The organism is Cellulomonas sp. 73-92 (assembly GCF_001898175.1).
In the GTDB taxonomy this organism is placed as follows: Bacteria; Actinomycetota; Actinomycetes; order Actinomycetales; family Cellulomonadaceae; genus Cellulomonas.
In genome coordinates this window covers 1-14117 of sequence record NZ_MKTH01000013.1, presented here as the reverse complement: position 1 = coordinate 14117, position 14117 = coordinate 1, and the positions used below count along the sequence as shown (strand labels likewise).

Annotated in this window: 14 protein-coding genes; all 14 read left to right on the top strand. The window is 74.9% G+C overall.

The features are described 5' to 3' along the window. Positions 1 to 17: 17 nt before the first annotated feature. Positions 18 to 953: a flagellar motor switch protein FliM gene (locus BGO37_RS06720; RefSeq protein ID WP_291753327.1), complete on the top strand. Its 936-nt coding sequence runs from the start codon at positions 18 to 20 to the stop codon at positions 951 to 953. Further along, positions 950 to 1657 carry a flagellar motor switch protein FliN gene (gene fliN, locus BGO37_RS06715; RefSeq protein WP_291753325.1) on the top strand — a complete coding sequence of 236 codons (708 nt, stop codon included), beginning with the start codon at positions 950 to 952 and terminating at the stop codon, positions 1655 to 1657. Before BGO37_RS06720 ends, fliN begins: the two co-directional genes overlap by 4 nt. Continuing rightward, complete coding sequence (locus BGO37_RS06710; protein ID WP_291753323.1) at positions 1657 to 2133, top strand: flagellar biosynthetic protein FliO; 477 nt, start codon at positions 1657 to 1659, stop codon at positions 2131 to 2133. The genes fliN and BGO37_RS06710 overlap by 1 nt, the downstream gene beginning before the upstream one ends. Positions 2134 to 2140: 7 nt before the next feature. Beyond that, complete coding sequence (gene fliP, locus BGO37_RS06705) at positions 2141 to 3115, top strand: flagellar type III secretion system pore protein FliP (protein WP_291753321.1); 975 nt, start codon at positions 2141 to 2143, stop codon at positions 3113 to 3115. Next, positions 3115 to 3387 carry a flagellar biosynthesis protein FliQ gene (gene fliQ / locus BGO37_RS06700; protein WP_291753319.1) on the top strand — a complete coding sequence of 91 codons (273 nt, stop codon included), beginning with the start codon at positions 3115 to 3117 and terminating at the stop codon, positions 3385 to 3387. Before fliP ends, fliQ begins: the two co-directional genes overlap by 1 nt. 11 nt (positions 3388 to 3398) lie before the next feature. Then, the gene (locus tag BGO37_RS06695) at positions 3399 to 4157 is read left to right on the top strand and encodes a flagellar biosynthetic protein FliR (protein ID WP_291754546.1); all 759 of its coding nucleotides are present in this window, start codon (positions 3399 to 3401) and stop codon (positions 4155 to 4157) included. Beyond that, positions 4154 to 5344, top strand: coding sequence for an EscU/YscU/HrcU family type III secretion system export apparatus switch protein (locus BGO37_RS06690; RefSeq protein ID WP_291753317.1), 1191 nt, complete (start codon positions 4154 to 4156; stop codon positions 5342 to 5344). The genes BGO37_RS06695 and BGO37_RS06690 overlap by 4 nt, the downstream gene beginning before the upstream one ends. Next, positions 5341 to 7401, top strand: coding sequence for a flagellar biosynthesis protein FlhA (locus tag BGO37_RS06685; RefSeq protein ID WP_291753316.1), 2061 nt, complete (start codon positions 5341 to 5343; stop codon positions 7399 to 7401). Before BGO37_RS06690 ends, BGO37_RS06685 begins: the two co-directional genes overlap by 4 nt. Further along, positions 7373 to 8476, top strand: a complete 1104-nt coding sequence (locus BGO37_RS06680) for a hypothetical protein (RefSeq protein WP_291753315.1) — start codon at positions 7373 to 7375, stop codon at positions 8474 to 8476. The genes BGO37_RS06685 and BGO37_RS06680 overlap by 29 nt, the downstream gene beginning before the upstream one ends. Before the next feature lie 50 nt (positions 8477 to 8526). Then, positions 8527 to 8784 carry a carbon storage regulator CsrA gene (gene csrA, locus BGO37_RS06675; RefSeq protein WP_291753314.1) on the top strand — a complete coding sequence of 86 codons (258 nt, stop codon included), beginning with the start codon at positions 8527 to 8529 and terminating at the stop codon, positions 8782 to 8784. 92 nt (positions 8785 to 8876) lie between these two features. Next, positions 8877 to 11120, top strand: a complete 2244-nt coding sequence (locus tag BGO37_RS06670) for a chemotaxis protein CheA (RefSeq protein ID WP_291753312.1) — start codon at positions 8877 to 8879, stop codon at positions 11118 to 11120. After that, on the top strand, positions 11117 to 11527 hold the full coding sequence (locus tag BGO37_RS06665) for a chemotaxis protein CheW (RefSeq protein WP_291753311.1): 411 nt from the start codon (positions 11117 to 11119) through the stop codon (positions 11525 to 11527). Before BGO37_RS06670 ends, BGO37_RS06665 begins: the two co-directional genes overlap by 4 nt. An 18-nt stretch (positions 11528 to 11545) precedes the next feature. Beyond that, positions 11546 to 13192 (top strand): methyl-accepting chemotaxis protein, encoded by a 1647-nt coding sequence (locus tag BGO37_RS06660; protein ID WP_291753310.1) that lies wholly within the window; start codon positions 11546 to 11548, stop codon positions 13190 to 13192. A gap of 26 nt (positions 13193 to 13218) precedes the next feature. Beyond that, a partial coding sequence (locus tag BGO37_RS06655) for a methyl-accepting chemotaxis protein (protein ID WP_291753309.1) occupies positions 13219 to 14117 on the top strand: 899 nt, incomplete at its 3' end.

Genomic DNA, 14117 nt, shown 5'->3' with positions numbered 1-14117 from the left:
CCGCCGATGGGTCGCGCGTGACCGTCCAGAGCGCGCCTGCCGTCGCACCCTCGTCCTGGCGGCGGCGCGCGTCGGAACCCGAGCTCTACGACTTCCGGCGACCCCTGACGCTCGCGCGCGACCACGCGCGCCAGCTCGAGATCGTCAGCCAGCGCTTCGCGCGGATGTGGGGCACCCAGCTGGCGGCCCGGCTGCGCGCCACGTGCTCGGTGACCTTCGACGCGCTCGCCCTCATGACCTACGAGGACTACATCGCCTCGCTGCCCCAGCCGACCGGCATCGTGCTGTGCCACATGGAGCGGCAGACCGCCCTGGTGCAGATGCCGGTCGCCACCATGCTCGTCTGGGTCGACTACCTGTTCGGCGGCACCGGCCTCGGCGACGACCGCGAGGGCCGCGAGCTGACCGAGATCGAGTTCACGGTCGTCAAGGACCTGCTGCAGATCGCGCTCGACGACCTGCACTACGCCTTCCACCCGCTGCTGCCCGCGACCCTCGCGGTCAAGTCGGTGCAGTACAGTCCGCAGTTCGTCCAGGCGGCGGGTGCCGGCGACGGCGTCGTCGTCGCGACCTTCTCGCTGCACGCCGGCGAGCGCACGGACACCGCGACGCTCATGCTCCCGGCGGAGACGCTGCTGCAGTCGCTGCGCGACCAGTCGGGCGCCGCGCAGCTCGGCACCCAGGAGCGGATGGCGCTGGCCGCCGCCCGCCGCGAGCTCGAGGCGGCCGTCGCCGAGGTGCCGCTCGACGTCACCGTGCGGTTCGCGCCGATGACCGTGCGGCCCCGCCAGGTGGTCCAGCTGGCCGTCGGCGACGTGCTGCCGCTGGCGCACCCCACGTCGCAGCCCGTCGACGTCGTCGTCGACGGTGTCCCGCTCGCGCACGCCTCCGCGGCCACCCACGGCTCGCGTCTCGTGTGCCAGGTCGTCGCCGTCGAGGAGGCCCAGTCATGACCCGCTCCGCCCTGTCACTCACCGTGGATGCGCAGGCGCTCGCGGAGGTGGTCGCGGCCCACCTGCCCGCCGCGGCGCCGCTGACCGCCGTGCCGGCTGCGGCCGACGAGCGGCCCGCGCCCGAGGCGCTCGCGGTCGTCGCCACCTGCGCCGGCAGCCCGGGAGCGACGTTCGTGCTGGTCGCGGAGACCGTCGTGGCCGACCTCACCGCGGCCGGGGTGGCCGCCGGGACACCGGTGGCGGTGGCCGACGCGCTGCGGCCCGCCCTCGAGGCGGCCGCCGACGGGCTCGGCACGCTCGACGCCGTGCGGACCGAGTCGGCCGGCACCGCGCTGCAGGGCGACACCACCGTGTACGCGTTGCAGGCCGACGGCGAGACGCTCGCCTGGTTCGGCGTCCGCGTCACCCAGACCCACGTGCCGGCCCAGGCCGGCGGCCGGGTGCCGACGCAGCGGACGAACATGCGCGTGCTCTACGACGTCGAGATGACCCTCACGGTCGAGCTCGGGCGCACCCGCCTGCCGCTGCGCGACGTGCTGGACCTGGCGCCCGGCGCCGTGCTCGAGCTGGACCGCGCGGCGAGCTCGCCCGCCGACATCCTCGTCAACGGCCGGCTCATCGCCCGGGGCGAGGTCGTCGTGGTCGACGAGGACTACGGCGTGCGGATCACGCAGATCGTCTCCGGCCAGGAGGGCGAGGCCTGATGGACGGTGTCGTCGTCGTGCTGCGGGTGCTCGTCTCGCTCGCGGTCGTCGTCGCGCTCGTCTGGTACCTCGCCCGCCGCCTCGGTCGCGGCCACGCCGACGCCTCGCGCGAGGCCGAGGTGCGCGTGCTCGACCGGCACTCGCTGTCCAAGCACGCCGGCGTCGCGGTGGTCGCCGCCGGCGACCGCCGGCTGCTGGTGGGCTTCGCCGACGCCGGCGTCCAGCTCATCACCGAGCTGCGGCCGGTCCCCACGCTGCCGCAGCCGATGTCGGCCACCCCGCCGGCGCCCCCCGCGCACACGGGCGCCCCCACCCGGCCGGCCCCTCGGCCGGCCCCCCGGCCGGAGGCGGGCCTCGAGGTCCCTGCCGGGCTGCCCCTCAACCGCCGCCCCGGCCTCCTCGCCGGCTCCGTGCTGTCCCCGCAGACCTGGCACGCCACCGTCCGCGCCTGGCAGGACCGGACGGTCCGGAGGTGAGCGTGCGGTGAGCACCGCCTCGACCACCACGGGGCGGCGGGTCCGCCTCGGCCTGCTGGCCCTCGCGCTGACGGGCGCCTGGCTCGTGCTCGGCGCGGGCAGCGCCGGCGCGTCGGTGCCGCCGTCCGCCGCCGCCGTCGTCGCCGCGGGCACGACGAGCGTCGCGACCGGCTCCGGCACGACGAGCGTCGCCACCGGCTCCGGCACGACGAGCGTCGCCACCGGCGCCGGGACGACGGGGGCGCGGTCCGCGGCCGTGACCGCCCCCACCTCGCCGGCGACCCCGACGCCGCCGGCCACCCCGGCGCCCGGCGACGTCACCGTGAGCATCAACGGCGTCAACGGCACGCCGAGCTCGTCGATCGTCGTGCTGCTGGCCGTCACCCTGCTCTCGGTGGCCCCGGCCGTGCTCATCATGACGACGAGCTTCACGAAGATCTTCGTCGTCCTGTCCCTCACCCGGAACGCCCTCGGCCTGCAGTCCGTGCCGCCGAACCAGGTGCTCGCGGGCCTGGCGCTGTTCCTGTCCCTGTTCGTCATGGCGCCCGTGCTCACGGACGTCAAGAACGACGCGGTGCAGCCCTACCTCGACGGGCACGTGACGTTCAGCCAGGCGGTGGACGCCGGCAAGGCGCCCCTCGAGAGCTTCATGCTCAAGCACACGCGCGAGCAGGACATCGCCCTCATCACGCGCGCCGGCGACAAGGCGAACCCCGCCACCCCGGCCGACACCCCGTTCGTCACGCTGGTGCCGGCGTTCGTGCTGAGCGAGCTGCGCTCGGCGTTCGTCATGGGGTTCGTCATCTTCGTGCCGTTCCTCGTCGTCGACATCGTCGTCTCGTCGAGCCTCATGGCGATGGGCATGATGATGCTGCCGCCCGTCATGGTGTCCCTGCCGTTCAAGATCCTGCTGTTCGTCCTGGTGGACGGCTGGGGCCTGGTCATCACGTCGCTCATCGGCTCGTACACCGGGGCCGGCTGATGGACACCAACGCCGTCCTCGACGTCGCGGTCCAGGCGTTGCTCGTCGCCGCCAAGCTCGCCGCGCCCGTGCTCGTCACCGCGCTGGTCGTCGGCTTCGTCGTCTCCCTGGTCCAGTCGGTGACGCAGATCCAGGAGGTGACGCTGAGCTTCGTGCCCAAGGCGATCGCCGCCGCCATCGCGCTCGTCGTGTGCGGGCACTGGATGATCAGCGTGCTCGTCTCCTTCACCACGGACCTGTACGCGCGGATCCCCGCGCTCGTCGGGGGCTGACCGTGGGCCCGATCTCGGTGACGCTGCCGCTCGGCGCGGTGGCGACGACGATGCTCGCCGGCGTCCGCATCGCGGCCTTCCTCCTCCTCGCGCCGCCCTTCTCGCACAAGGCGGTGCCGGGCCAGGTCAAGGCGCTGCTGGCGGTGGGCCTGGCGCTGGCGGTCCAGCCGCGGCTGGGCGCGGCCGCGCCCACCGGCACCGCTGCGTTCGTCCTGGACCTGGTGCTGCAGGCCGTCGTCGGCGCGGCCCTGGGGTTCCTCGTCGCGCTCGTTTTCGCGGCCGTGGAGTCGGCCGGCGGGCTGGTCGACCTCTTCGGCGGGTTCCAGATGGCCACCGCGTTCGACCCGCTCTCGCTGACCAACGGCGCGACGTTCTCCCGCCTCTACCAGTGGCTCGCGCTGGCGCTGCTCGTGGTGTCCGGCGGCCACCAGGTGGTGCTGGCGGGCCTGGTCCGCTCGTTCGACGTGCTCCCGCTCGGCACGGCGCCGGACGCGGCGGCCCTCGCGCACACGGCGACCCAGGGCCTGACGGGCATGGTTGTCGCCGCGTTGCAGATCGCCGGCCCGCTGCTCGTCGTGCTCTTCCTCGCCGACGTGGGCCTCGGCCTGCTCACCCGGGTGGCCCCCGCGCTCAACGCGTTCGCGATGGGCTTCCCGCTCAAGGTGCTGCTCACCATCTCCCTCGGCGGGATGGCCGTCCTCACGCTGCCCGGCGTCGTCTCCGGCCTGGTGCGCGACGCGACGCACGCGATGCAGGCGGTGATGCCGTGAGCGACGCCCAGGAGCGGAGCTTCAAGGCGTCCGACCGCCACCTCAAGGAGGTGCGCCGGCAGGGGCGCCTCGGACGGTCGCAGGACCTGCAGGCCTGGGTGGGGCTCGGCGCCGCCGCCCTCATGCTGCCGGTCGTCGCGGCGCGCGCCCGGGAGACCGCTGGCGCCTCCCTCACCGGGCTCGCGGGCGTCGCCCGGGAGCCCGACCCCGCCGCCGCGGTCCGCGTCCTGTTCGACGCCCTGCAGGGCGTGCTGTCCGCGATGCTGCCGATGTTCGCCGTCACGGTCGTGGCGGTCGTCGCCGTCGCGGTGGCCCAGGGCGGGGTCCACCTGCGCTCGTTCAAGCCGCAGCCGCAGCAGTTCAGCCCGCTCACGGGCATCCGGCGGCTGGTCGGGGCGCAGGCCTGGTGGCAGGCGGCGAAGGTGCTGCTGAAGTCCGCGGCGGTGGGCCTGGTGATGTACGCCACCGTGCAGGCGCTGGCGCCGACCCTCATGGCCTCGGGCCGGCTGCCGCTGTCCGGCGTGCTGTCCGCGGCGGCCGGGGGCACGACGAGCCTGCTCCGCTCGGGGATCGTCGCGGGCGTGCTGCTCGCCCTGGTCGACCTCGCCGTGGTGCTGCGGCGCAACCGCAAGCAGACGCGCATGACGCTGCGCGAGGTCAAGGACGAGCACAAGCGATCCGAGGGCGACCCGCACGTCAAGGCCGCGATCCGCGGCCGCCAGCAGCAGCTCTCCCGCAACCGGATGATGGCGGCGGTCGCCGAGGCCGACGTGGTGCTCGTCAACCCGACGCACGTCGCGGTGGCGCTGCGCTACGAGCCGGGCCGGGGCGCGCCGCGCGTCGTGGCGAAGGGCTCCGGCGAGCTGGCGGCCCGCATCCGCGCGCGCGCGTCGGAGCACCACGTGCCGCTGGTGGAGGACGTCCCGCTCGCCCGCGCGCTGCACGCGGCGTGCGAGGTGGGCAGCGAGATCCCCGAGTACCTCTTCACCGCCGTGGCGCGCGTGCTCGCGTTCGTCATGGCGCTGCGTCGCCGGGGCGCCGCCGCCGGCCAGCACCGCGTCCCCGGCGGCTCGACGCTGCCGGTGGGCGACACCACCGACCACCGCGCGGCCGGCCGGGCGTCCGCCCGAGCCGCCGCCCGCGCCCGCCGCCCGGTCCGCACCACGGCCGCAGAGGAGACCCCGTGAGGAACAAGGACATCTCCGCGATGGCGGTGCCGGTCGGCGTCGTCGGCATCGTCCTGCTGCTCGTCGTGCCGCTGCCCGCGGCCCTGCTCGACCTGCTCATCGCGGTGAACATCACGGCGTCGCTCGTCATCCTGCTGACCAGCATGTACGTGCGCCGGCCGCTGGACTTCTCGGTGTTCCCCTCGCTCATCCTCGTCTTCACGCTGTTCCGGCTCGGGCTCAACGTCGCCTCGACCCGGCTGGTGCTGCGGGACGGCTTCGCGGGGCACGTCATCGACGCCTTCGGCCACTTCGTCGTCGGCGGCTCGCTCGTCATCGGCCTGGTGATCTTCCTCATCCTCGTGGTGATCCAGTTCGTGGTCATCACCAACGGCGCCGGCCGCGTCGCCGAGGTGGGCGCCCGGTTCACGCTCGACGCGATGCCCGGCAAGCAGATGGCGATCGACGCCGACCTCAACTCCGGCCTCATCGACGAGGACACGGCGCGCCGCCGGCGCCAGGACGTCGCGGCGGAGGCCGACTTCTACGGCGCGATGGACGGCGGCTCGAAGTTCGTCAAGGGCGACGCCATCGCCGGCATCATCATCACCGTCATCAACCTGGCCGGTGGCTTCATCATCGGCATGGTCCAGATGAAGATGACGGCGGGGGAGTCGCTGCAGCGCTTCAGCCTCCTGTCGGTCGGTGACGGGCTCGTCACCCAGATCCCGGCCCTGCTGCTGTCGGTGTCGACGGGCATCGTCGTCACCCGCGCCAGCGCCGAGGGCGACATGGGCAGCTCCGCGGCGCGCCAGCTGACGCAGTCGGTGACCGCGCTGCGGATCGCCGGGTGCGGCGTCATCGGCCTGGCCCTGCTGCCCGGCATGCCGAAGCTGCCGTTCATCCTGGTCGGCGCGGTGCTGCTGCTGATCGCGCAGCGGGTGGCCGCCCGGCACAAGGTCGAGGAGGCGCAGGCGCGCACGACGGCGACGGCCGCACCCGAGCCGGCGCCGGACACCCCGGACCAGCTGATCGAGCAGATGCGTGTCCCGACGCTGGAGATCCTCCTCGCGCCGGACCTCGTGGACCTCGTCGGCACCGGGCCGGAGGAGGACCTGCTGGGCCGCGTGCGCTCGCTGCGGCGCAAGACCGCGATGGAGCTCGGGATCGTCGTGCCGCCGGTGCGGACGCGGGACTCGGTCGACCTGCCGCGGGCGACGTACGTGGTGCGGATCGCCGGCGTCGAGGTCGGCCGCGGCCAGGCGCCGCGCGGGCAGGTGCTCGCGCTCGGCGACGACCTGTCCGGCCTCCCGGGCACGCCCGTCACCGAGCCGGTGTTCGGGCTGCCGGGCCGGTGGGTGCCCGCCGAGCTGCGGCACGCCGCCGAGATGGCCGGTGCCACGGTGGTCGACCGCGTCTCCGTCGTCGTGACGCACCTCGGCGAGCTCGTCGCGCAGCACGCCGGCCGGCTCCTCGGCCGCGAGGACGTGCGGGTGCTGACGGAGTCGGTCAAGCGGGCCAACCCGTCGGTGGTCGAGGAGCTGGTGCCGTCGCTGCTGTCGCTCGGCGAGGTGCAGCGCGTGCTGCAGGGGCTGCTCGCAGAGGGCGTGGCGATCCGCGACCTGTCGCGGATCTACGAGGCGCTGTCGCTGCGCGCCCGCGTGTCCACCGACGCCGAGGGCCTGGTCGAGTCCGCGCGCGCGGCGCTGGGGCCGGCGCTGCTCGCCCCGCACGTGCAGGACGGCCAGGTGCGCGTGCTGACGCTCGACCCGATGCTCGAGCAGCAGGCGGCCGAGTCGCTGCGGTCCCGGGAGCACGGCACGCACTTGGCCCTCGACCCGACGGCCGTCGACCGGCTGCTGGGGGACCTGCGCGAGGGCGTCACGCGCGCCGAGCAGGACGGCCACACGGTGGTGCTGGTGTGCGCCCCGGCCATCCGGCCGGCCCTGCGCCGGCTCGTCGCGCTCGGCCTGCCGAGGCTGCCGGTGCTCTCGTACACCGAGATCGCGGATGCGGGTGTCACGGTCGTGACGACGGGGGTGATCGGCGGTGCCCGAGCTGTTGCTGCTCGAGGGTGAGGACCTGCCCGAGCTCATGGCGCGCGTGCGCGAGGAGCTCGGGCCGCGCGCGACGATCGTCCGTGCCGAGCGGGTGCGCCACGGCGGTGTGGCCGGGTTCTTCTCGCGCGAGCGCTACGAGCTGACCGTCGAGGTGCCCGACCGCCCCCGGCGGCCGTCGTCGCCGTCCTCGCCCGCGGTGCCGGCCGGGCCGGACAGCCTGGAGGCGCTGCTCGACGCGGCCGACCGTGCCGAGGCCGGGGTCGTCGTGACGCCGTCGGCGCCGCAGGTGTCGACCGCCGGGGCACGGTTCGCGGCGGTGCTCGACGGGGTCCGCGCGCTGGCGGGCGACGAGGTCCCCCGGCCGGACGACTGGCCCGAGCCGCCGGCCGCCGACCCCGCGCCGGCCGGGCCGGCGCCGATCACCGCCACCCGCGTGGTGGCCGCGCTGCCCGTCCCCGGGGGCGTCTCCTGGGGACGGTCGGTCGTCGCCCTGGTCGCCGCCGGCGTGCCGTCCGAGCTGCTCGAGGGCGCCGACGGCGTCTCCGAGGTGCTCCGGCGGATCCCCGAGCCGCCGCCGGCACCCCGTGGGCCGGGGCAGGTGCTCGTCGTCGTCGGGCCGTCCGAGGCGACGGCCGCCGTCGCGGCGCTGCTGCGGCTGCGGTGGGACCTGCCCGACGAGGCCGTGGTGGCGACCGGCACCGAGGGGCTGACCTCGACCGCGGGTGTCGTCCGGTGGCGGGTGCGCACGGGTCAGGCGCAGCACCCGTGGGTGCTGCTCGTCGGCGTGGCCGACGACGACACCGGCCGCCGCCAGGCCGCCGGCCTCGTCGCCGCGGCGCAGGCGGACGGCGTGTGGGCCGTCGTCGACGCCCGCACCAAGGCCGCGGACACGGCGCGGTGGCTCGAGGAGGTGGGCACCGCCCGGCGCCCGGACGCCCTGGCGGTCACCGGGCTGCTCGAGACGAGCGACCCGGGCACGGTGCTGGGCCTCGGCGTCCCGGTGGCGTGGGCCGACGGCATCCCCGCGTCGCGGGCCCTGTGGGCGTCGGTGCTCGGCCAGAGCGTGGACGCCGCCCTCACCGACCGTCGCTGACGCGCGGCGGCCGCGGCGCCGGAGCCCGTGGGCGTTGTACTGTCCGGACCATGCTCGTGCTCAGTCGTCGCGTCGGGGAGCAGCTGGTCATCGCCGGCGACATCGTGCTCACCGTCATCGAGGTGCGCGGCGACGGCGTGCGGCTGGGCATCGACGCCCCCCGCTCGGTCCGGATCCATCGCGCGGAGGTCCTCGACGCCGTGCGGTCGGAGAACGCCGCGGCCGCGGCCGCCGACGAGGGAGTGGCGACCGCGCTGCGCGGCCTGCTCGCGCCACCGGCCCCGGACGACGAGCCGGCCGCGGGCTAGCGGGCCACCCGATCGAGTTCTCAGGGAGCAGCGGGCCCGGCCGATAGGCCCGGCGAGGAGCCACGAGGTGTGGCCGCGCCGGGAGGGCCCGCATGGAGGACGTCGACGACATCGTCCGCGAGTTCCTCGTCGAGAGTGACGAGAACCTCGACCAGCTCGACCGCGACCTCGTCGCGCTCGAGGGCGCGCCGGGCGACCGCGGGCTGCTGAGCAGCGTGTTCCGCACGATCCACACGATCAAGGGCACGAGCGGCTTCCTCGCGTTCGATCGTCTGGAACGCCTGGCGCACGCCGGCGAGAACCTCCTGGCGGAGCTGCGCGACGGCAGGCGCGCGATGGACGGCCCGACGACCGACGTGCTGCTGGCCGTCGTCGACCGCATCCGTGACCTGCTGCGCGCCATCGAGGCGACCGGCGGCGAGGGGGACGTCGACATCGCCGAGGCCGTCGCCCGCGTCGAGGGCCTGCTGGCCGACGAGCCGGTGCTGCCCCTGGCCGACGAGCCCGCGCCGTCCGTCCCCGCGCCCGCCGGGGCGGGGCCGGTGATCCCGTCACCCGCGCCCGCGCCGGAGGCCGTCGAGGCCGCCCCGTCCGCGCCGGCCCCGGTCACCGCGGCCCCCGCCGAGCCGTTCGCCGACCGCGACGACGGCATCCGGGCCGTCGCCGAGACGTCGATCCGCGTCGACGTCGACCTGCTCGACGCGCTCATGCGTCAGGTCGGCGAGCTCGTCCTGGCGCGCAACCAGATCCTGCGGCTGTCCGGCAACGGCGCCGACGAGCTGGCCCGCGCGGGCCAGCGGCTCGACGTCATCGCCAGCGAGCTGCAGGAGGGCGTCATGAAGACGCGCATGCAGCCCATCGAGCACCTGTGGTCGAAGATGCCCCGGATGGTGCGGGACCTGGCCGCGACCTGCCACCGCGAGGTGTCCCTCGAGCTGGCGGGCGGCGAGACCGAGCTCGACCGCGGCCTGCTGGAGGCGGTGAAGGACCCGCTGACGCACCTCGTCCGCAACGCGGTGGACCACGGCATCGAGCCGCCCGACGAGCGCGTCGCCGCCGGCAAGCCGGCCAAGGGCGTGCTGTCGCTGCGGGCGTACCACGCGGGCGGCCTCGTGACGATCGAGGTGGCCGACGACGGGCGCGGCATCGACCCGGCCACGGTCGCCGCCTCGGCCGTCCGCAAGGGGGTGCGCACGGAGCAGCAGGTCGAGGCCATGGCGGCCGCCGATCTCCTGCAGCTGCTCTTCCTGCCCGGCTTCTCCACCGCGGAGCAGGTGACGAACGTCTCCGGCCGCGGGGTCGGCATGGACGTGGTGCGGACCAAGATCGAGGCGATCGGCGGCTCGGTGGACATCGAGTCGACCGTGGGTGCCGGCACGGTCTGGCGGCTGCGCATCCCGCTGACGCTGGCGATCATGCCGGCGCTCACCGTGGCGTGCGGCGCCGAGCGGTACGCGGTGCCGCAGGCGAACCTCCTCGAGCTCGTGGCGCTCGACGAGCGCAACGCGGTCGAGTACGTCCACTCCGCGCCGGTGTACCGGCTGCGCGGCGAGCTGCTGCCGCTCGTGTCGCTGTCCGAGGTGCTGGGCGTCGGCGCGACCGCTGCCGAACCCGGTGTGATCGCCGTGGTCCAGTCCGACGAGACCCGCTTCGGCCTGCTCGTCGACCACGTCCTCGACACCGAGGAGATCGTCGTCAAGGCGCTGTCGCCGCGGCTGAAGGCGATCGGCGTGTACGCCGGCGCCACCGTCCTCGGCGACGGCCGCGTCGCGCTCATCCTCGACGTCCAGGGGCTCGCGCGGCGGGCGCTGGCCGCCGCCGCGTCGGACGGCCTGCGACAGCGCGCCGCCGTGGTCGCCGCCGCGGCCGAGGTCGAGCAGGTGCTGGTCGCCTCCATCGGCGGCGGCCGGCGGGTCGCGATGCCGCTGCGCTCGGTCACCCGGCTGGAGACCATCCCGCGGGAGTCCGTCGAGCTCGTCGGCGGGCGCGAGGTGGTGCAGTACCGCGGCTCGATCCTGCCGCTGGCGCGCCTCGACCGGATCCTCGGCGCGGGCTACCTCGAGGGCGAGGGCCCGCTGCAGGTCGTCGTCCACACGGGTGCCGGCCGCAGCGTCGGCCTGGTCGTCGAGTCGATCGTCGACATCCTCGACGACGTCGCGGAGGAGCACTCCGACGTCGGCGACCCCGGCCTGCTCGGCTCCGCCGTCCTGGGCGAGCACGTCACCGAGCTGCTGGACGTCCGCGCGGCGATCCTCGCGGCCGACCCGGCGTTCTACTCCACCGAGAGGGCGCCCCGCGTCGCGCGGTCGCCCGAGCTGATCGGGGCCGGCCGATGACCCAGTTCGTGACCTTCCAGGTGGCCGACTGCCTGTACGGCATCGACGTGACGGGCGTGCAGGAGGTGCTGCCGCCGCAGCCACGCACCCCGACCCCGCTGGCCCCGCCGACGGTGGCCGGCCTGGTCAACCTTCGCGGCCAGGTGGTGCTCGCCGTCGACCTGCGCAAGCGGCTCGCGCTGCCGCCGCGGGAGGACGACGAGCCGATGATGGTCGTCGTCCGGGTCGGGTCCGAGACGGTGAGCCTGCTCGTCGACCGCATCGGCGAGGTCGTCACCGTCGGCCCCGAGAGCTTCGCCGAGCCGCCCGAGACGCTGCCGGTGGCGCTGCGTGCCCTCGTCCGCGGCGCCCACCGCCTGCCGGACCGCCTGCTGCTCGTCCTCGACGTCGACCAGGCCGCGGCCTGAGCCCAGCGAAGGAAGACCATGACCGCTGCCACGCCCCTCACCACGCCCCTCGCCACGCCCTTCGCCACGCCGACCGCTGAGCGTGCCGGTCGCCTCGCGAACCTGTCGCTGCGGGCCAAGATCCTCGGCCCGGTGGGCCTGCTCGCCGCGCTCGCCCTGGGTGGCGGCGCGTTCGCGGGCGTGTCGATGCTCCACATCGCCGACAGCACCGGCCACCTGCGCGACCTGCAGACGGCCGTGCTGGACCCGCTGGCCACCGTGCACGAGGACCAGATCAAGGCCCGGATGATCGCCGCCCAGATCGGGGCCGTCGACCCGTCCCAGCAGCAGAGCTGGTACGACCAGCAGAAGGCCAACGACGCCGAGCTGGCCGCGGCGGCCGCGCAGGTCTCGTCGGGCGCGCTCGGCTCCTCGACGAGCTGGGCCGCCTTCCAGGACGCCTACGCGCAGTGGCGGTCCGCCCGCGACACCCAGCTGGAGCCGGCGGCCGTCAACGGCGACAAGGCGCAGTACACCCAGGTCCTCAACACCGTCACCGAGCCGCTCAAGTCGACGTTCGTCGACAAGCTCGACGCGATGACGAAGGAGGCCGACGCGTACGCGACCTCCGTCGCCGCCGCCGCGAGGGCCACCGCGGTCCGGACGATGGCCATCAGCGCCGGCGCCATCGCGGTCGCGCTGGCCCTGGGCCTGTGGGCGGCCTGGTGGGCCGCCTCGCGCACGACGCGATCGGTCTCCGGTGTCCGGCGGGCGCTCGAGGCTCTCGCCCAGGGCGACTTCACCGTCCGGTCCGGGGTCACCGGCGCCGACGAGATCGGCCGGATGGCGTCCTCGCTCGAGGTGGCGCAGCAGCAGCTGCGCGCGACGCTGGCCGGCGTCTCGCAGGACGCGATGGAGGTGGCGACGGCCGCGGAGCATCTCGCCACCGCGTCGTCGCAGGTCGCGGCGGGCTCGGAGGAGACGTCGGCGCAGGCCGGCGTCGTGGCAGCCGCGGCCGAGCAGGTGAGCCGCAACGTGCAGACGGTCGCGGCGGGTGCCGAGCAGATGGGCGCGTCGATCCAGGAGATCGCCCAGAACGCGGCCCAGGCCGCGCGCGTGGCTGCCCAAGCGACCGACGTCGCCGCCGCCACGAACGAGCAGGTGGCCCGGCTCGGGGAGTCGTCGGAGCAGATCGGGTCGGTCGTCAAGGTCATCACCTCGATCGCCGAGCAGACGAACCTCCTCGCCCTCAACGCGACCATCGAGGCCGCCCGCGCGGGCGAGGCGGGCAAGGGCTTCGCGGTGGTCGCAGGGGAGGTCAAGGACCTCGCACGGGAGACCGCCAAGGCGACCGAGGACATCGCCCGGCGCGTCGCGGCCATCCAGGCCGACACCCGGACGGCGGTCGGGGCGATCGGGCAGATCGGCACCATCGTCGGCGACATCAACAACTACCAGATGACGATCGCCTCGGCGGTCGAGGAGCAGACCGTCACCACGTCCGAGATGTCGCGGAACGTGGCCGAGGCCGCCACCGGCTCCGGGGAGATCGCCAGCACCATCACCGGCGTCGCGACGTCCGCCGCGACCGCCTCGGGCGTCGTCAAGGAGATCTACACGGCGCTCGACGGCCTCGCGCAGGTGTCGAACGACCTGCGCGTCCGGGTCTCGTCGTTCACCTTCTAGCCCGACCATCGAGGAGCGCCGCCGTCATGTCCGCCGTCGCAGCACACCGGTCACTGGGCAGGCGCCTCACCACGGACGCCTCCGTCGCGTGGAAGGTCGGCGTGTGCCTGGGCGCGCTGCTGCTGGCGGCGATCGGCCTCACCGGCCTGAGCGTCCAGCGGATGGGTCAGATGGCGGCCGGCCAGTCCCTCATGTACGACAGCACGAACGTCCCGCTGACCAAGCTCGGCGCCATCTCCCGCGACTTCGGCACCGTCCGTGCCCGCACGATGGTGGTCCCCGCCCTGAGCGGCGACGCCCTGGCGGCGATGGTCACCGAGCTGAGCGGCCGGTACGACGCCCTGACCGCCGAGGTCGCGGCCTACGAGCAGTACGCCTCGTCCGCCACGACGTTCGACGCGCTGACGGCCACGACCACGGCGTACACGTCGGGCGTCGGCAAGAAGGTCATCGACCTGCGCGTCGCGGGCGATGCCGCCGCGTCCACCGCGACGGCCACCGGCCCCCTCCTGGACGCGGCGAAGGCCGTCAACGACGCGCTGGCGGCGGAGTCCGACGCGCTCTCCGCGCGGGCCGAGAGCCTGGACGTCGCCGCTGACGCGAACGTGGCGTCGTCCACCCGGCTGATGTGGACGGTGCTCGGCGTGGCCGCCCTGGTCTGCCTGGCGCTGGGGTTCGCCGTGGTGCGGGCGCTGCTCCGCAAGGTCACCGCGGTCCGCGTGGCCCTCGACGCGATGGCGAACGGCGACCTGACGGCCGAGCTCGACGTCGACTCGCGCGACGAGGTGGGCGCGATGGCCGCGTCGTTGGCCACGGCGCAGGCATCCCTGCGATCCGCGCTCCTGGCCGTCGTGTCGACGGCTGGTCGGGTGGCGTCGGCGGCGGAGGGGTTGTCGGTGGCGTCGGGTCAGGTGGCGGCGGGTTC